This is a genomic window from Sporolactobacillus sp. KGMB 08714 (assembly GCF_036598985.1).
In the GTDB taxonomy this organism is placed as follows: Bacteria; Bacillota; Bacilli; order Bacillales; family Sporolactobacillaceae; genus Sporolactobacillus.
On sequence record NZ_JAUUBW010000074.1, the window covers coordinates 1 to 16,121 of the forward strand.

Genomic DNA, 16,121 nt, shown 5'->3' on the forward strand with positions numbered 1-16,121 from the left:
TTCCACAGTAGCTCAGCGGCAGAGCAATCGGCTGTTAACCGATCGGTCGTAGGTTCGAACCCTACCTGTGGAGCCATTTATTGCTTCCATAGCTCAGTTCGGTAGAGCACTTCCATGGTAAGGAAGGGGTCGCTGGTTCAAGTCCAGTTGGAAGCTTATCTATAACTCCTTATGTATCAAGGGTTTCGGCTATTTTGAAATCCTTGATTTTTTGGTTGCCTAGGCGGATTGGTGCCTAATTGGTGACCTTTAGCGTGCTAAATCGAATACATGATCTTATTTCTCCTGCTGTTTGAAGAAGAAGTCACCAAAATTTTTTACGGCCTGCTCCTGTTTTCCGGGAAGCACATGATAATAGGTTTCAAGCGTAATTTTGATGTCTTTGTGACCGAGCCGTTCGCTGACCATCTTAATGTCTGCTCCGGGTTGTTGAAGAATAAGCGTGGCATGAGTATGCCGCAAATCGTGAAAACGGATGATTCGGTTTCCAGATATGTCGATCAGTTTGTGCCAAACGCGCCTCAGATTTGATGCATTAATCGGTGTGCCGAGTTTGGTACAGCAAATCAGGTCATTATCTTTGTACTTACCACTGAGCTTTGATTTCTCTGCGGTTACAATAGCCTTCTGGCGTTTTATCATACCAAGCGTAAAATCATCGGCAATCAGTGTGCGATTGCTGGAATCCGTCTTAACAATATCAATTAATTTCATACCGTTCCGCTGCAGCAATCGACGTACGATGACTGTTTTCTTGACGAAGTTAACATCACGAAATTTAAGCGCAAGAACTTCTCCGAGACGCATACCCAATGAAAATGCCAGCAGGAAGGCAATATATTCTCTGCTCTGCATGATTTCCTCGTTGTTGAAAAAATTCTTTGCCTCTTCCTCATCCCAAAAATCCATAATACGTTTCCGAACTGATGGCGTGTCCACGAATTCGGCTGGATTCTCTCGGATTTCTTTGTAACGTTTGGCTTTGTCGAAAACCATCTTAATGATCGTGTGCGCCTTAAAAACGGTCCAATCCGCATATGCCTCTTCTTTAAGTTGGCTATAAAGCCGATCAAGATCAAGGGCCTTAATTTCATCCAGCTTCTTATTGCCGATTGCTGGATTGATATGCTTGTCCAATATGAATTTGTAGGTTGTATAGGTCGTCTCCCGGACATTATGTTTTTTGCTTTCTATCCAGTCAATGGCATATTGTTCAAACGTTTGATTAGAAGGTTCAATGAAGTCGTTTTTAGAGATTTGATTAATGGCTTCCGCCATTGCTTTTTCGGCATCTTTCTTTCGCGTGTAACCGGAGAAACGTTTTCTCCGCCGTTTTCCTGTCAAAGGATCGCGTTCTAAATCTAGGATGAACGAATACTTGTTGCCTCTCTTTTGAATATAGCCGCGCAAGAAAATCCCTCCGATCGAATGTGCGTTCGCTTAATGAGAATTAAAATACCGGATAATTGTCATCCATCCAGTTCGGGAACGAGCATTCACATGTATTCTTGCATTTCATAAGGAATGCCGTATTCTCTGCAGACATTCTCCTTCGTCATATCGCTATTCTCCGAAATTCCATACAAAAGCAGTTTCGTAGAATATTCGCTTGCCTCACGTTCAAATTTTCCAACGGGATATAACGTATTTCGACTTAAAAACATGGTGTTCATTCGCGTATGAAAGAGTGCATGATAAACTTCGTGACCGCATGTGAAGATTTGTTGACTTATTGAAATGTTGCGGTTGATAAACACGAAACGGTTTCGGCGTTCATAACGGTACATGCCGAAGACTTCATGATTAAAGAGCCAATATTTTACGATGATGTTATTCGACGCCGCGATTTCGAAAGGATCATTTGTTTTGAATTTCTTAACATGCGCGGCAACAATCTGATCAATCCGGCTGCTCATTAAGATCATTCCTTACGAAATTTCTTTGGCGTGTATTTTTCATTAATTCGCTTGGACTGGCGAATCGCAAATTCCATTGCTTCAATAATGGATTGTTTCGCCTCCTCACTGATGGGCTCACCCATCAACATATATCCATCCCCATCTTCGGCATTCTCAAGTTCCTTTTTAACTTTCTCAAGGCGCTTAGCCACGTCTTTTTCATCTTTTTCAGTGGTAGAGGCATTTGATAAAATTCCTTTATCTGCGCCAAGCTCTATAGGATTGACATTAAATATTCGAGCGATGTTTTCCAAGTCTGATGCATTTGGTGTTGTGTAGGCTCTTTCCCAGTTTGAAACGACTTGAGGAGAGACATTTAATTTCTTTCCAAATTCCACTTGAGTCAAATGATGCTCTTTTCTTATTTTTTTTATTCTATCCTTTAAATCCATAATATCACCCACTTATTCCGTTGCTAATACGTCAATATTATCAACAAATAACGAAAACAGATAGTTATATAACGGAATATGAGAATAAATATAATTATTGTGTTGACAATAACGGAATACGTTATATAATTAACCTAACGATAAGCGTTAGAAGGGAAGTGATAAAAAATGATTTACGAAAACGTCGAAAAAATTAGATTTGCCAAAGGTGTTACCAAAACGTTTATCGCAAATAAAGCGCACATATCTTTGCAGGTCTATCACAATATTTCGAAAGGCTACACGAGTCTTGATGTCGAGAGATTGAAAAAAATAGCAGTTGCTTTAGGTGTTAACCCGGCCATTTTTTTTGATGACAAACTAACGGAAAACGTTATAAAAGGAATTCAACTTAAAACAGGAGTAGAGACCCAACGTGATATTTGATGCTTATTTTTTAGTTTAACGCGTTTTAACACCTAAAGAAAGGAAGCGAATTCAATGCCAACCATTGAAGAGGCAATCAGACAATCGGTACACGAGGCGCTAGTTCCTATTGCTGAGGAGATCCATCTTCTTAAACAAAAGACAGTGGCACAGTATCCACCAGCGGTAAAGGCAAAGGATGCCGCCAAGATGTTAAGCCTTGGCATTACAAAAGTTTATGAATTAGCTCATAATCCAAATTTTTACCCAGCCATATGGGTCGACGATCCAGAGCATCAGACGGGGCGAGTCATCTTTTCAAGCGAGGCCATTCTGAAATGGATTAGCGAACATTCAACGGAACGTTTGGCAAAAAAGAGAATGAGAAATGAACTATCGACAAATGATCACCACTATTCTTACTGACTTACATCAAACTGAGCGCAACATGGACGGTTTGCATGACTGCGGCAAGGATAAGGAAATTGATGAGCTGGGAAACAGACTGTTTTCTTTAAAACTTCTTGCTGGTGCAATGGCTGATTCTAGCTATGACGCGCTGAAAAAGCATTTGAAAGGTGGTGAAAAACATGAAAACGCCTGAAGAACTTTTCCTATTCTTTGCTGGTTTTCAAACGAAAATGGTGGCTAAACATTGCATGGGGCCGGCACGATTCGCGCTAAAAATGAAATCCCGCTATTTTCGCCAGATGAAAGCGGCTAAGCAATAACTAAAGGTCATTGAGAAAGGATGAACGCTTGTGATTGTTAAACTTGATGGTCTTAAGGGTGATCGTCTAAAACTTGCAGAAAAGATAAATCTTGTTGCAGATGCTTGCAAGGAAACCGTCAAATTTTCAGGAAATGACTCTGATTCATGGCTTCATGGTGCAATAAGCAGTTTAAGCATTCTGGCAAAGTCATACGAACTTGAACGGGTAGAAGGGGGCAACGAAAAGAATGAAGGAAAAAAAGATGATAATGAAATCCTCGCCTGATGGAGAACTGAGGAACGATTTGATCAAGGCTGAATTGATTAAAACTGCCTGCTATTTTTGTGACGCTATTTTGGATAATAACTTGTTCGCTGCTGAAGACCGATTGGCTGAGACAGTTGAAACGTTTAACCATTTGAAAGCAAAGCGGAAGGACGAACAATCCGTGAAGCATCTGCAGGAATGGCAGGACTATCTTCATTCCATTCTTGATGATAACCAAATTAACCAATTACTGATCGCATTGAGGGATGATCGTCCGATCATTATCGACGGTCCGCAGGGACCAACCGGCAAAACGGCACTCTGCACGCTTTTGAAGAATCTGAACGTGGAAGCATCTGAGGCGTGGGATCTTCAGCAATATCAGGAGCAAGCCTATCAGCGCGCCGTTCGCCTGGAACTGGGCAAGCGTCTATCGCCTGATAAACAAGCCAAAGAGCCTATTCCTCTTTATCTTTTTGAAAACGTCATTGATCAATGGTACAGGAACTGGCTCAGTCAGAGCATCGCTTCACAGGATTTGAGCCGGGAATAATGCCTGATCTTCTTTTTCAAGATCTTTAAGAGAAAGGAAGAATGGGGCCTGTGGAAGCAGTCAATCTTGCGGAAATGTTTCCGCATACCACACTCAAAGTGATTCGCTTGGCTGGGTACAGCCGGCAGAATAAAGTAAAAGGTTCCAGCCAACGTTATCAGGCGGCGAAGCGTCCCTGTATGCGTGACTGGTCAAATCTTCAAAAACCCGGTCTAAACGGAAAGGCTGCAGAGCTATGGCTCGTGCAGAAAGGCTGGACGGGTCTTGTCATCCCCAGCGACTACGTGGTCGTCGACATAGACGACGAGCGAGAGGGCGAGCAGGTCCTTCATGCCTTGAACCAAGAAGGCCTAAAATTTCACGCGATCCAGACGCCGAATGGTTGCCAATTTATTTTCAAAGACAGTGCTGCAGCGATTCGTAAGCAGGGAACGAAGCTGTTCATGGCCTGCGGCTGCGCTGGTGATTACCGGACAGCCGATCGTGGACAGATCGTCCTGCCATCCAGACAAACGCCGGGCAGGACCTGGGTACGTACCGAGACAGGGCGTTTGTCGGAAGTCCCGATATACTTTTACAGACTTTTCAGTGTTAAAAGTCATCCTCGGCCTTTTACCTTACCCATCACTGAGGGCGGACGAAATGACACACTTTATAAACATGCCTGCCGACTGATTGAATTTGGCTATTCGCCTGATCAAGTCCGGCAGATTGTGGAATTTATGAATCATTATTTTCTCTCACCGTCACTGCCGGCGGATGAAGTCGCGCACACGTTGAATAGTGCACTAGAAAAACCAGCCAGTGGAAAAATATACGCCGGATCGCCTCCGGACAAACAATCGGCAGCCGAGGGAGAGACCAAAAGCTTCAAACTCACCGAGCTTGGCAATGCGGAGCGACTGGTTCATTTCAACGGGAATAACCTATGCTACTGTGTGGAATTTGAAGAATGGTTGCTTTGGAACGGTCACACCTGGATTGAAGACAAAATGAAGCGCATCGAGCGCGTGGCCATGAGAACCTTTAGAGCCATGTATAAGGAAGCTGCAATGTTACATGACGACACAAGACGGCAAGAGCTCTTTAAATGGGCGAAGACGAGTGAAAAGAGCAATGTTTTCCTCAACAGCATTCACCGTGCAGAGGCGATGCTTCCCGTTAGTCAGCAGCAGCTCAACAAAGATAAATTTCTACTCAACTGCCAAAATGGTGTGTTGGATTTGAAGACAGGCCAGCTGCTTCAGCCAGAACGTCGATATCTGATGACGATGAACACCCATATTGTTTATGACGCTCAGGCGCGCTGTCCTACTTGGATGACTTTCTTGAAGAGCATTCTTTGTGAGACAGATGGAACGCCCAAGCTGGAACTCCTCGATTTTCTGCAACGGGCGATCGGCTACGCCCTGACGGGTGATACAAGGGAGCAGGTCATTTTCTTCCTGTGGGGGCAAGGCAACAATGGGAAATCCACGCTGCTCAATGTGATTAAAGCTATGCTGGGCGATTATGCCAAGCAGACCAATTCAGATACGTTCACAGCGAAGGTAGACGTCGGCAACGCGATTAATAACGACATTGCCCGTCTCAACGGTGCACGTTTCGTACCGGCAACCGAATCAGAAGAGGGCAAGAAACTGTCAGAAGCGCTTGTCAAGCAACTGACGGGCGGCGAAGCGATTACGGCCCGGTTTTTAAGAAAAGAGTTCTTTGAGTATACGCCGGAATTTAAGATCTTTTTTGCAACCAACTACAAACCCATCGTGCGCGGCAGCGACGACGGGATCTGGCGACGTATTCGCTTGCTTCCCTTTGAGCATAAAGTGACACCGGATCAAGTTGACAAGGAGCTGCCGGAAAAATTGATGAAGGAACTGCCAGGCATCCTGCACTGGGCAGTGGAAGGCTGCCTGAAGTGGCAGCGCGATGGCCTGGGTACACCGCGGGAAGTCAGGCAGGCAACCGCGGACTATAAAGAAGAAATGGATCTGCTGCACAGCTTCATTGCGGACTGTTGCCTGGTCAATTCCCATTCCAAAGTGCTGGCCAGTACGCTTCATAAAACCTATCTGCGCTGGGCCGAAGAAAATGGAGAGTTTCAGATGAAGCAACGTGCCTTCAATACGAAGATGGAAATGCGAGGTTTCCAGAAGCGACGCTCGACAGGGAACAAGGTGTTCTTTTTTGGAATCGGTCTGTCTACTGATGCGCCGTTACCCAGCAGTTTTTTCTGAAGGCGGACTTACTGCGTGCCTTTTCGATATTGGAGATTTAAACCAGTTACTTAGTTACTGAAGTTACCAAAAATCCTATATAACCCTATAGAAATTTTTATAGAAGTAATAGGGGAAAATTGATAACTCAAGTAACTAAGTAACTTGGAAAAATAAGGGAGTGGTTTTTAATGATTACTGCTCTTTTAGATCATGTTTATCAGAAAGATATAAAAATGATTCAAAAAAATAAAAGCTATCAGTTTTTTTCCTCTCAAAAACTGGATTCTGCTTTAAAAAGTGCCGTGCGCATCAACCAGGATGCCCTTATCCAACGATACCTGGAGAATACTAGAGCCCGACAACTCGGCTTTCTCGTTTATGCTCACGGTCAGTTTTACGAACTTCAGTATGGCCGTACATCGTTTCTCTATATCGAGCGTTTTTCCCTTTCCGGCGACTTCGAAGCAGCCAGCGTGTGGCGAGAAACCTATCTGTCTGGACGGAAAGCAAGCTCAAAAATGGTTGTAATGGCCAAAGATGTATCCTTTGCCAAAGCGTTCGGCCAGGCCACTTCTTTTATCGACTGGCTCAATAAAAAACGCGGCCATGTCATAGCTAATCAGCAGCCATCAAAGCAGATCACGGTATGGGAGATGGATTGAGCGACACCAAGCAAGAACCAAATAGTTTTTTTAGGAGATGTTTTGGAATGTCAGTTAAAACACGAACGATTGCAAGAAAGAAACAGATCTACACAAACGATCCCATCAACATCAATGGACAGATCGTGACTTATCGGCTGACACCGGATGAGTTAGCCGAAGTCCATCGAAAGTACGGCCCCCCAGGGACTGTAAAATATCCGGAACGAATGACGAATGCAAAAGGCTATCGTTGGGTCGCAGAACAGCAGAAGGAGGGGCGTTCATGAGAATCACACTGAATCCTCATCAGGTGAACATGTTGGTGAATATGCTGCATGATCGGCAGGATATAGCCGGCAGACTCTACGAGCTCTTCGAGTCGGTCCAGTCTCTGCAAGTAGCGCACATTCCTATTGTTCTTAAAAACGAGCAGGCGGTTATTGTAAAGGATTTGCTTCAAAAGGAGATTGAGGGAGCGTCCAGTATGGCTTGGTATCTTTACCGGAGACATGGATTTGACGCCTGGAGTATTCCAGCTTTTGAGATACTGGACGATTTCTACAGTATTTGGCGATTGTTAAGGATCGCTGAGGAAACGTTGCAAACCCCTAAAAAAGAGGGCAATTAACTGGAACGACCCAGCGAAAGGGAAGTGATTCAATGACTTGTACGATTCTGGCTGAGAAACCGGATCAAGCGCGGCATTATGCTGCAGCTTTCCGGCAGGCTAAACAAAAGAACGGTTATTTTGAGGTTAAAGACGATCTTTTTGACGAACCCGTTTTTCTCACTTATGGCTTTGGTCACTTGGTGGAGTTGGCTGAACCCGCAACCTATAACGAAACCTGGGAGAAGTGGTCACTTGCGACGTTGCCCATGCTGCCGGGCCACTATCAATTTTATGTCCCAGCGGATAAGCGAGAACAATTTGCGATCGTGAAACGACTCCTGGATCAATCAGACAAGATCATTGTCGCAACGGACAGCGATCGGGAAGGGGAAAACATCGCTCGCTCGATCATCGCACAGTCTGGCAATACTGGCAAACCGATTCGGCGTTTGTGGATTAACTCGCTTGAAACGTCGGAGATCCGGCGAGGTTTTGCTGATTTGAGGGATGGTGACGACTTTGTATCGAGTTACCAAGAAGCTCAGTCCCGACAGATCGCAGACTGGTTAGTCGGTTTGAATGCCACACGATTGTTTACATTGCTTTTGCGGCAGAGAGGTTTGCAGGGAACTTACTCGGTTGGCCGCGTGCAGACACCGACGTTGGCTATGATCGCCGAACGGCAGCGGGCAATTGAGAACTTTAAGCCTGAAAAATTTTATGAAATCCAAGCGGAATTTGAGACTGATTCTGGCCATTACACGGGCAAGTATGAAAAACGGCTGTCGTCAGCAGGTGAAGCGGAGGCCTTACTTCAACAGCATGATTTAGTGATTGAAAAGTCATCGGAGGCTGTAGTGCAGTCAGTGGTCAAAAAAGAAAAACGCGAACCGTCGCCGCACCTTTACAGTCTGAGCGATCTGCAGGCACGGGCCGACAAAGTCTATCATATCGGACCAGCTAACACGTTGACGGCCGTACAGGCGCTGTATGAGGCAAAATTGCTATCTTACCCACGGACGGATTGTAACTTCATCACAGACGGCGAATTTACCTATCTTTCAGAACAATTATCCGATTATCTGCGGGTGATCGACGTGCAGCTGGAGCATCTGGAAATGAGAGCTAAAAAGCGGTATGTGGACGGTCAAAAAGTTCAGGAACACTACGCGATTATTCCCACCCGTCGATTACCGTCTGTTACGGATCTTAATGCGCTTCCGCCAGCGCAGCGCACGATCTATTTGGATGTTCTCGCGAATACGGTCGCGATGTTTTGCGCGCCACATGTTTTTGAAGAAACAGTGATCCTGACGGACGCTAGTGGCTTGACTTTTAAGACGTCTGGAAAGACCGAACGTGATCCCGGCTGGAAAGTGTTATTCAAATTGGATCAGAACAAGAATCGGCCACCTTTACCGATGGTTAGCGAGGGACAAGAAGTGACGGCCACGACTCAGCTGAAAGAAGGGGTCACGACGCCTCCTAAAGCGTATACCGAAGGTCAGCTGATCACGCTGATGAAATCGGCTGGCCGTACCCTGAATGCCTCGGACGAGGAAGCCCGGAAGATGCTGGCCGAAACGGAAGGTCTCGGTACCGAGGCAACGCGTGCAAGCATCATTGAAACGTTAAAACATCAGGATTACATCGTGGTTCATAAAAGCACCGTGTCCGTTACGGACAAAGGCCGGTTGCTTTGCGATGTCCTTGCAGGCAGTAAGCTCGCTAGTCCGGCTTTTACCGCTGAGTGGGAGACTTATTTAAAAAAGATCCGGATGAAAACCGGCACGCAGGAGCGTTTCTTGGGTGGCATCCGTCATTTTGTCCAGTATCTGATGGACGAAGCCCCCAAAGCTCTGCAGGCGGTGTCTGCGCAGCTTGATCGTCTTGCACAGTCGCAAGCGGTAGGCCGTTGCCCTATTTGCGGCAGCCCAGTCATTGATAAAGGCCGGTTTTATGGCTGTTCCGGTTACGTGAATGGCTGCGCGTTCACCTTACCGAAGGAACTACTCTCAAAAACCCTTGAACCTTCAGCGATTCAGGCACTTCTTGCTGGCAAACAAACAAAGAAACTGAAAGGCTTTGTAAGCAAAGCAGGCAAATCATTCGATGCGGCTTTAGTGATCCAGGAGGGCAAACTGGCTTTCCAATTTGACTCATCCAGGAAGAAATCGTCTCGTCGTAGCAGTGGCAACAAAAGAATCGCGAATCGCAGGTTGAGAAGCTCATGAACCCAATTACAAAAACACTCATCGCTATCCATCGCGGCGAAAACCGAATGACTGATCGACAATTTTCACAGGTGTATCATGGACGTCGTCGAGAGATCCGGCAGGGGATTAGCGAGTTTGAAAAAGTTTTAGAGCAGGAACGCCTAGAGATTGAACATTCTAAAAAATAAGGCAAGGGAGAGGATCCAAATGATTAATAATGTCACATCGAATGGCGTTGCAGTAGTCCAATTCACGCTTGCGGTCAATCGTCCGTTTACAGGGCAGGATGGCGAGCGTCAGGCAGATTTCATTCCTGTGATTGCCTGGCGGGGGACAGCTGAAAGTACGGCCAAGTTTTTGAAAAAGGGCAGTCTGGCCGGTGTTGAGGGGAGAATTCAAACGCGGAACTATGAAAATAGCGAGGGTCGGCACGTCTATGTGACAGAAGTGGTCGCCCGTCAAGTTGAATTTCTCGAACCCAAGGGGACGCGGCACGAAGGAACCGCTTCGCAGGACCATGGGGTATCGAATTATGGTGGTAATGCTGCATCGACTCCTGTCTCGTCTGCAGTTGGTGATGATCCTTTCGCAAATGACAGCAAGCCGATCGACATTTCTGACGACTTGCCCTTCTGATTGACGACGGTGAATTGACTCATTAGAGAGGAACATCAGCCCATTCAGGTAAAGTGACGCTTATGATCCTTATAGATAAATAGATCAAGCCGGCAGGAGGGCAGCGGCATGACAATCTTTCATTTTATCTTCATCGTACTCATTATTATTACTCTGATATTTATTGGTTTAGCCAGTTATGCGTGTCTGGTCATCGGAGCTAGAAAAGAAGAGGAGTGGCGCAAGAGTGAGCGAACGTCTTGTGAGCATCAGAAAAACATTCATTAACGGTCCAAAAAAATTTTTCGAACGGACTCCGATGAACGTCTTTTATTAGAATCTCAGTTGATAACCGATGAATATGAGCGACTTGGACGAATCAAGAGGGTATTCTTTCTCGTCCTTTTTAACGTGCTACATGTCAATGAAGTATTGATCAGAATTGAATAAGGAGAAGTGATAAAAAAATGGAAGCCACCATAGCAATATTCGCAGCAGTAATGGCAATTGGTGCAGTGATAGAACTTGTGTCACAATATATTAAAACTAAAAACAAATGGTTTCTTGTGGCGCTTTTTCTTGGAATCTTTATTCCCTTAATTGCAGGTACCTTCTTAATGTTGCACGTATTAACTTTGATCCGATGAGGGCATTAGAGAATTTAAAGAATAGGCTTTTGCAGAAAGGATAGGGCAAAATATGAAATACATTTTGGGACAGCTTGCAATGACGGCTGGATTGGCCACGGTGTCTCTCTATGTCACTATGCTATTAATTTTTGTCGCTCAAATGATTAAGTACAAAAAAAGTGAGCACAAAAAAAAGATAAAAATTGAGATAATGATCGGCAACGCCATTCATTTTCGCAAAGAAATCAGCAAGATAATGGGCTTGATCATGACTTATGCATTGGCGTTTTGCTTATTGACTCTGATAACAGAAACGCTATTCGTGTTAATAAGTAGGATCATGGACATCTATTACTGATGCATAACCGTTTTCAAGAAATAGTCAATAAATGTCCAGACAATTGTCAAATGTAGTGCGATGAACAAAAATACAAACGCCACACCATTTTTCAGTAAATGAAAAACCATTTGCGGTGTCGATAAATTATTCCAACGCAGAAGATCGGCTTTGTATGTACGAGGAAAAAGATAAGTGATTGATCTCCATGCCATTAATGAAAGGGCTAATAGGCGTGCAGCTATATAGAAAATAAAAAAATGGTTGCGATTGATAATAATTTTGACGATGAATGCACCGACGTTCGAAAGATAATTTTTAATTGCGGAAGGAAAGGGCTGCTGCCAGTTATAAGAATGAGATACTTGTTCAATCATGTGTTCAATGGATATAGGCATAGATAGAGTGGAAAAGGAAAGAAAACAAATACACAAAGCATAAATAGAAAAAAATATTGAAGTGTATCTATTAACAGAGGTCGTTTTGTTATAAAAAAATGTCACAATTAATACAATTGTGAGGAGCACTGACATGAATAGAGGGATAAATTTGTAGAAAAGAGCGTATATAGCAAAGACAAGGATGAAAATGAGTAATGCTTTCCACCATTCGTCCTTTTCATTATTTTGAGCAAGTACTGTTTGAACGGTGGTGGTCTGATAATTTGATATAGTTTGATTGTAGTTTGAAATATAATTTCCGTTTCCATTGACGTAGTTATTTATGCTGGTTTGGTTTGTAGAGTGATCTTGTTTATTTCTTTTGAAAATCTGAAGAGTGGTAAATACAATATTTAATGAATACATCACAATAGAAAGAATGTTTGCCACTTAATACAGTCCCTTCGGGGTATATATTAAGACACATTATTTATTCTATATGAAATTATATAGCAAAGAAATATAGATTTGATATTTTGCATAACAGCAATTCTTAACTACCAGACCAGTACAAGCGTAATCATCACTGTGAACGCCGGCTCATGCGCTCATTTTAGTGACAGTGGCAACATGAGTAGCAGTTATATTTATCATTTTTCCGAATCTTACCATGATGCCAAACATTTATTTCATCATTACAACTATCGCGGGTGAAAATATATAAATGATATTTAGAAGATGTATTTCACGCCTTTAAATCAATGAATATATCAAATAAATAGCTGGAAGATATACAAATGCTTGATTATTTGTTAATCAAGCCACGGGCGAGATGACATGATATAAAAAATCTATCTAATTTATAGAGGAGAGATAGCAAAAATGAAAATGCTGATTGCTGACGATAATGGGAATTCGACAACTAAAATGATTGTTAATGAATCATTAATCAAGCAACCAACAATGGTCCGACGTATTTATTCAGCGCCAACGGTAGCGGATGGGACAATCAACGAAGCAGTTAGCACATTGATGGATCGGCTTCTGTTGGATATATCATCCCCAGCTGTTCGGCGAAACGGCCTGTATATGATCGGACAGCGCGCTAAATCGTCCAGTACGCAAGCTGAAGCGATGAACATTCATGTTGGACGAAAAGCGGATAGCGATATTCCCCTGATTACGACACTCGGCATGACTGCGGCAAAAGCTGTACAAGACCGTTTCTTTCAAACGCTGCAGTTTCCGGATACAATAACGGCAGAGGCCTACATGACCGGAGCTATTCCGGCCAGCGAATACACAACAAAAATCGCCAGATCCCTAGAGGACAAGTATATGAAGGTGCCTCACATTGTTACTGTCCATGTTCTCGATAAAATTGTTACCGTCAAAAATATTTTTAGACAAGTGAAAATCACACAGGAAGGCATTCCGGCGCTTTATGCTCTACTAGAAGCAGACGCTGGTATCCTTAAAAACTATAAGGGTGAGGAGACTTCACCGAGAGATTTTAAAAACAAGCGCGCGCTGCACGTTGATATTGGTGACGGTACAACGGAGTACATTTACACGGAAGGTGTGAATCCAGTACCGGATCAATGCAGTGGCGCACGACGAGGTGTTGGACATGCGACCGAAGAGGCGATTAAAATGCTGTCGGATTTAACCAATGGATACGTAAAGTTGACCCGTCAGCAGTACATGGATGTCCTCTCCGATCCGGATAACAATTATTACGCTGAAGCTAAGGGATATTTTGCTGAGACTTTGCTTGCACAGGCTGATAAAATTCAGCAGGATGTCGAAGAAAAATTTATGGAACTTTCGGCATCTGTTGATTATATTGTGGTTTACGGCGGTGGTAGCATTGCTTTTTATGATACGCTTTATGAAAGACTTCAAACATTCGCCGAAAACGCCAATACAAAGCTTTTGTGGGTGCCGGCAGAATATGCTGTAGACATGAACGTGAAGGGCATGGACAGCCTGAATAAGCATCTCTTCTATAAGGATGTTGCTAAGAATATTGCTGTGAGTGCCTAAGAAAGCAGGGACTGGTCATCATGATAAAAAAGGAACGAGGTTCTTATCTCTGGCGTTATGACGCCGATTCGGGCGTACAGCAGAAAATTAATGCCTGGATGGATCAGCAAAGCAATGTCCGGGATTCGTTGCAAATGCTGGTGTTATACTTTGTCGATCGATTCGGTAATGTGAACGTTATGGATTACGACGTACAGAAAAAACTTTATGCGGATGTGTTAGGACAGGAAGTGCCTCCAGTCCAAGCTCAGGTGCTGGAGGAAACGGAGCGAACAATGAAGAAAGAAAAAGAGGAGAGCGATCACTCTCCATTAGCCCCTGATACCGGCAATGAGGAAAACGATATATTTGACGGAGTTAATCCGAAAAATATCTGAGCGCATCCTAAAGGGAGATGATTGGAATTGTTGAAACTGCCAAATGAGTATTTGAAAGACGTGCTGGTCCGCTTGGCTCATCACTCAACGGCCATTGAGGGCAATACTCTCTCACTGGCTGAGACGGTCTCCATTATCCTGCATAACACATTACCGCCGACGTCCCGGAGTATTGATCTGCGTGAAATTTACGAAGTTAAAAATCATGAACAGGCCTTTCGTTTTGTACTGGAAGAGCTGGAGCAGAAACATCCGCTGAGTATTGAGACAGTCAGGGGCGTCCATGCAGATTTAACTGACCATCTGCAGCATGATCGCGGCCAGTTCAAGACATCAGACAACGCGATTCTTGGCGCAGAGTTTCACACGGCCAGCGCTGCAGAAACGCCCCTGTTGATGCGACAATGGGTCGACAATCTAAATTACCGTCTGACAAATACTGAAAAGGCGACCGATCGTTACTTGACCATCAGTGAGGCGCACATTGCTTTTGAACGTATTCATCCATTTTCTGATGGCAATGGACGGACGGGACGGATGCTGATGAATTATTCGTTGTTACAAAGTGATTTGCCACCGGTTGTGATCAGCAGTCAGGACCGAACAACTTATATCGCTCTCCTCGCTCAGGAAGACGGGGCTGAGCTCAGCCGATTTATTCAAAAGGAATCACAAACGGAACTGGATCGTATCCGGCGATTCCAAAATCAACAGGCACAGCAGATTACGGTGGATTTACCGCCTAAGAAAAAAGGCCAGTCTCTTCCTAAAAAGCAAGATTCACGTGAGCGCTGAGGAGGGAAAAAACGAAGGACGAGCAAAAAATTAGTGTTGTTGTCCAGGAAAATGATAACTGAACGATTAAAAAGTATTTTTATCATTAAAATGTCTATACTGTGATTGTTCAATCTATTCCCTTAATTCCCTGCACTTCGGCGCGGGGATTTTTTATATTTTGAATTTACACTTTAAGTGCTCTGAAGGTTACTCAATTACCGATTTTCGGGTATTTATTTTGAAAGTCATTTTTCTGCGACAATACAGGGAAAAAGGTAACTTTCATCTTCAAAAGTAACTCGGGAGAAAAAATATACATAAATTTGCAGAATGCTCTTTACAAGCGAACGTGTGTGGGTGTATCTTGCTAGTGAGGACAAAAAAATAAGAGGGCAGTCCTTCAGAGAGTTGGCGCTCACTGAAGTGACCATAGCTCGTTAAACAGTTCCAGCTGTTTACGAACCCGCCCTCAGGTGCACGGCCACAAACCATGCAACCAAATTATAACTGACATTTTGACTATAATCAAAACCGGTCGGTTATAAAGCAGTAGAGGTTGTAGTTTGTTGCAAGATGTCGCGCAACTGACGGAGCCATTCGGATCGTAAACAGAATCTGAATGGCTTTTTTAATTAGCTGGAAAGGAGGAATGCAGAGACACATGCGAAAGAGAAACCCGATCCAACGTGTCTTTACGCCGAGAGAGGTTGAGCGTTTAGGAGACAGCGTTCGCATGAAAAATGGCAACTATGGAGAGATTGATGGCAAATTTATTGTTTTTTTGGAAACTGGAAGCATCCGACCGATTGACAGCGTATATCAAGAAATACGCACGGTACGTAATGGAAATGGACAAGTGATTGCTAAACGCGTGGGGAGATGGTCTAAAAACCTATGGGCCATTGAGGGGGCCTATCCTCAATTGAGAAAGAAAAAATATATGGTGATCCATTAATTAATGGATCTTTAAGGAGGTGATGAAT

General features: G+C 43.9%; 23 protein-coding genes and 2 tRNA genes. 21 read left to right on the plus strand and 4 right to left on the minus strand.

Going from position 1 to position 16,121, the window contains the following annotated elements; translation table 11 throughout:
* The first annotated feature begins 1 nt into the window (after window position 1).
* A tRNA-Asn gene (locus tag Q6A92_RS19440) sits at window positions 2-76 on the plus strand.
* Window positions 77-82: 6 nt separating this feature from the next.
* Window positions 83-156, plus strand: a tRNA-Thr gene (locus Q6A92_RS19445).
* Window positions 157-276: 120 nt separating this feature from the next.
* Here Q6A92_RS19445 and Q6A92_RS19450 read toward each other — a convergent pair.
* From Q6A92_RS19450 to Q6A92_RS19460, 3 genes are all read right to left on the minus strand, one after another.
* Window positions 277-1,410 carry a site-specific integrase gene (locus Q6A92_RS19450; RefSeq protein ID WP_274401726.1) on the minus strand — a complete coding sequence of 378 codons (1,134 nt, stop codon included), beginning with the start codon at window positions 1,408-1,410 and terminating at the stop codon, window positions 277-279.
* 86 nt (window positions 1,411-1,496) lie between these two features.
* Complete coding sequence (locus Q6A92_RS19455; RefSeq protein ID WP_274401727.1) at window positions 1,497-1,916, minus strand: ImmA/IrrE family metallo-endopeptidase; 420 nt, start codon at window positions 1,914-1,916, stop codon at window positions 1,497-1,499.
* A 5-nt stretch (window positions 1,917-1,921) separates the two neighbouring features.
* Window positions 1,922-2,350, minus strand: coding sequence for a helix-turn-helix domain-containing protein (locus Q6A92_RS19460; protein ID WP_274401728.1), 429 nt, complete (start codon window positions 2,348-2,350; stop codon window positions 1,922-1,924).
* A 168-nt stretch (window positions 2,351-2,518) separates the two neighbouring features.
* Here Q6A92_RS19460 and Q6A92_RS19465 point away from each other — a divergent pair, with 168 nt between their 5' ends.
* The 15 genes from Q6A92_RS19465 (at window position 2,519) to Q6A92_RS19535 (ending at window position 11,239) form a co-directional block, all read left to right on the plus strand.
* Window positions 2,519-2,776, plus strand: coding sequence for a helix-turn-helix domain-containing protein (locus Q6A92_RS19465; RefSeq protein WP_274401729.1), 258 nt, complete (start codon window positions 2,519-2,521; stop codon window positions 2,774-2,776).
* A 54-nt stretch (window positions 2,777-2,830) separates the two neighbouring features.
* A complete protein-coding gene (locus tag Q6A92_RS19470; RefSeq protein ID WP_274401730.1) occupies window positions 2,831-3,181 on the plus strand; it encodes a hypothetical protein in 351 nt (116 codons plus the stop codon).
* Window positions 3,144-3,359 carry a hypothetical protein gene (locus Q6A92_RS19475; RefSeq protein WP_274401731.1) on the plus strand — a complete coding sequence of 72 codons (216 nt, stop codon included), beginning with the start codon at window positions 3,144-3,146 and terminating at the stop codon, window positions 3,357-3,359. Before Q6A92_RS19470 ends, Q6A92_RS19475 begins: the two co-directional genes overlap by 38 nt.
* Window positions 3,346-3,486: a hypothetical protein gene (locus Q6A92_RS19480; RefSeq protein WP_274401732.1), complete on the plus strand. Its 141-nt coding sequence runs from the start codon at window positions 3,346-3,348 to the stop codon at window positions 3,484-3,486. Before Q6A92_RS19475 ends, Q6A92_RS19480 begins: the two co-directional genes overlap by 14 nt.
* Window positions 3,487-3,516: 30 nt before the next feature.
* Window positions 3,517-3,753 carry a hypothetical protein gene (locus tag Q6A92_RS19485; protein WP_274401733.1) on the plus strand — a complete coding sequence of 79 codons (237 nt, stop codon included), beginning with the start codon at window positions 3,517-3,519 and terminating at the stop codon, window positions 3,751-3,753.
* Complete coding sequence (locus Q6A92_RS19490; protein WP_274401734.1) at window positions 3,716-4,288, plus strand: hypothetical protein; 573 nt, start codon at window positions 3,716-3,718, stop codon at window positions 4,286-4,288. Before Q6A92_RS19485 ends, Q6A92_RS19490 begins: the two co-directional genes overlap by 38 nt.
* Before the next feature lie 41 nt (window positions 4,289-4,329).
* The gene (locus Q6A92_RS19495; protein WP_274401735.1) at window positions 4,330-6,525 is read left to right on the plus strand and encodes a phage/plasmid primase, P4 family; all 2,196 of its coding nucleotides are present in this window, start codon (window positions 4,330-4,332) and stop codon (window positions 6,523-6,525) included.
* 170 nt (window positions 6,526-6,695) lie between these two features.
* On the plus strand, window positions 6,696-7,169 hold the full coding sequence (locus Q6A92_RS19500) for a hypothetical protein (protein ID WP_332239096.1): 474 nt from the start codon (window positions 6,696-6,698) through the stop codon (window positions 7,167-7,169).
* A 47-nt stretch (window positions 7,170-7,216) separates the two neighbouring features.
* Window positions 7,217-7,438: a hypothetical protein gene (locus tag Q6A92_RS19505; RefSeq protein ID WP_274401737.1), complete on the plus strand. Its 222-nt coding sequence runs from the start codon at window positions 7,217-7,219 to the stop codon at window positions 7,436-7,438.
* Window positions 7,435-7,779 carry a hypothetical protein gene (locus Q6A92_RS19510; RefSeq protein WP_274401738.1) on the plus strand — a complete coding sequence of 115 codons (345 nt, stop codon included), beginning with the start codon at window positions 7,435-7,437 and terminating at the stop codon, window positions 7,777-7,779. Before Q6A92_RS19505 ends, Q6A92_RS19510 begins: the two co-directional genes overlap by 4 nt.
* 32 nt (window positions 7,780-7,811) lie before the next feature.
* Window positions 7,812-9,995, plus strand: coding sequence for a type IA DNA topoisomerase (gene topB, locus Q6A92_RS19515; protein ID WP_332239097.1), 2,184 nt, complete (start codon window positions 7,812-7,814; stop codon window positions 9,993-9,995).
* Window positions 9,992-10,165: a hypothetical protein gene (locus Q6A92_RS19520; protein ID WP_274401740.1), complete on the plus strand. Its 174-nt coding sequence runs from the start codon at window positions 9,992-9,994 to the stop codon at window positions 10,163-10,165. The genes topB and Q6A92_RS19520 overlap by 4 nt, the downstream gene beginning before the upstream one ends.
* A gap of 19 nt (window positions 10,166-10,184) precedes the next feature.
* Window positions 10,185-10,613 (plus strand): single-stranded DNA-binding protein, encoded by a 429-nt coding sequence (gene ssb, locus Q6A92_RS19525; protein WP_274401741.1) that lies wholly within the window; start codon window positions 10,185-10,187, stop codon window positions 10,611-10,613.
* 108 nt (window positions 10,614-10,721) lie between these two features.
* Window positions 10,722-10,880 carry a hypothetical protein gene (locus tag Q6A92_RS19530; RefSeq protein ID WP_274401742.1) on the plus strand — a complete coding sequence of 53 codons (159 nt, stop codon included), beginning with the start codon at window positions 10,722-10,724 and terminating at the stop codon, window positions 10,878-10,880.
* A gap of 179 nt (window positions 10,881-11,059) precedes the next feature.
* Window positions 11,060-11,239, plus strand: a complete 180-nt coding sequence (locus Q6A92_RS19535; protein WP_274401743.1) for a hypothetical protein — start codon at window positions 11,060-11,062, stop codon at window positions 11,237-11,239.
* Between the two features lie 333 nt (window positions 11,240-11,572).
* Here the strand turns inward: Q6A92_RS19535 and Q6A92_RS19540 are convergent, their stop codons facing one another.
* Window positions 11,573-12,388, minus strand: coding sequence for a hypothetical protein (locus Q6A92_RS19540; RefSeq protein WP_274401744.1), 816 nt, complete (start codon window positions 12,386-12,388; stop codon window positions 11,573-11,575).
* 432 nt (window positions 12,389-12,820) lie between these two features.
* Between Q6A92_RS19540 and Q6A92_RS19545 the strand changes: the two genes are divergently transcribed.
* From Q6A92_RS19545 to Q6A92_RS19560, 4 genes are all read left to right on the plus strand, one after another.
* Entirely contained in the window at window positions 12,821-13,984 is a 1,164-nt protein-coding gene (locus Q6A92_RS19545) for a ParM/StbA family protein (RefSeq protein ID WP_274401745.1), read from the plus strand.
* 20 nt (window positions 13,985-14,004) lie between these two features.
* Window positions 14,005-14,361 carry a hypothetical protein gene (locus Q6A92_RS19550; RefSeq protein WP_274401746.1) on the plus strand — a complete coding sequence of 119 codons (357 nt, stop codon included), beginning with the start codon at window positions 14,005-14,007 and terminating at the stop codon, window positions 14,359-14,361.
* Window positions 14,362-14,388: 27 nt separating this feature from the next.
* A complete protein-coding gene (locus tag Q6A92_RS19555) occupies window positions 14,389-15,156 on the plus strand; it encodes a Fic family protein (protein WP_274401747.1) in 768 nt (255 codons plus the stop codon).
* 643 nt (window positions 15,157-15,799) lie between these two features.
* Window positions 15,800-16,093, plus strand: a complete 294-nt coding sequence (locus tag Q6A92_RS19560) for a hypothetical protein (protein ID WP_274401748.1) — start codon at window positions 15,800-15,802, stop codon at window positions 16,091-16,093.
* Window positions 16,094-16,121: the final 28 nt, after the last annotated feature.

What these genes read in the sequence shown, in the direction of transcription:
- Q6A92_RS19465 (WP_274401729.1), top strand. Translation starts at nt 2,519, where the DNA reads ATGATTTACGAAAACGTCGAAAAAATTAGATTTGCCAAAGGTGTTACC.
- Q6A92_RS19500 (WP_332239096.1), top strand. Translation starts at nt 6,696, where the DNA reads ATGATTACTGCTCTTTTAGATCATGTTTATCAGAAAGATATAAAAATG.
- Q6A92_RS19535 (WP_274401743.1), top strand. Translation starts at nt 11,060, where the DNA reads ATGGAAGCCACCATAGCAATATTCGCAGCAGTAATGGCAATTGGTGCA.
- Q6A92_RS19505 (WP_274401737.1), top strand. Translation starts at nt 7,217, where the DNA reads ATGTCAGTTAAAACACGAACGATTGCAAGAAAGAAACAGATCTACACA.
- Q6A92_RS19470 (WP_274401730.1), top strand. Translation starts at nt 2,831, where the DNA reads ATGCCAACCATTGAAGAGGCAATCAGACAATCGGTACACGAGGCGCTA.
- ssb (WP_274401741.1), top strand. Translation starts at nt 10,185, where the DNA reads ATGATTAATAATGTCACATCGAATGGCGTTGCAGTAGTCCAATTCACG.
- Q6A92_RS19520 (WP_274401740.1), top strand. Translation starts at nt 9,992, where the DNA reads ATGAACCCAATTACAAAAACACTCATCGCTATCCATCGCGGCGAAAAC.
- Q6A92_RS19455 (WP_274401727.1), bottom strand. Translation starts at nt 1,916, where the DNA reads ATGAGCAGCCGGATTGATCAGATTGTTGCCGCGCATGTTAAGAAATTC.
- Q6A92_RS19545 (WP_274401745.1), top strand. Translation starts at nt 12,821, where the DNA reads ATGAAAATGCTGATTGCTGACGATAATGGGAATTCGACAACTAAAATG.
- Q6A92_RS19490 (WP_274401734.1), top strand. Translation starts at nt 3,716, where the DNA reads ATGAAGGAAAAAAAGATGATAATGAAATCCTCGCCTGATGGAGAACTG.
- Q6A92_RS19460 (WP_274401728.1), bottom strand. Translation starts at nt 2,350, where the DNA reads ATGGATTTAAAGGATAGAATAAAAAAAATAAGAAAAGAGCATCATTTG.
- Q6A92_RS19495 (WP_274401735.1), top strand. Translation starts at nt 4,330, where the DNA reads ATGGGGCCTGTGGAAGCAGTCAATCTTGCGGAAATGTTTCCGCATACC.
- Q6A92_RS19480 (WP_274401732.1), top strand. Translation starts at nt 3,346, where the DNA reads ATGAAAACGCCTGAAGAACTTTTCCTATTCTTTGCTGGTTTTCAAACG.
- Q6A92_RS19560 (WP_274401748.1), top strand. Translation starts at nt 15,800, where the DNA reads ATGCGAAAGAGAAACCCGATCCAACGTGTCTTTACGCCGAGAGAGGTT.
- topB (WP_332239097.1), top strand. Translation starts at nt 7,812, where the DNA reads ATGACTTGTACGATTCTGGCTGAGAAACCGGATCAAGCGCGGCATTAT.
- Q6A92_RS19510 (WP_274401738.1), top strand. Translation starts at nt 7,435, where the DNA reads ATGAGAATCACACTGAATCCTCATCAGGTGAACATGTTGGTGAATATG.
- Q6A92_RS19530 (WP_274401742.1), top strand. Translation starts at nt 10,722, where the DNA reads ATGACAATCTTTCATTTTATCTTCATCGTACTCATTATTATTACTCTG.
- Q6A92_RS19550 (WP_274401746.1), top strand. Translation starts at nt 14,005, where the DNA reads ATGATAAAAAAGGAACGAGGTTCTTATCTCTGGCGTTATGACGCCGAT.
- Q6A92_RS19475 (WP_274401731.1), top strand. Translation starts at nt 3,144, where the DNA reads ATGAACTATCGACAAATGATCACCACTATTCTTACTGACTTACATCAA.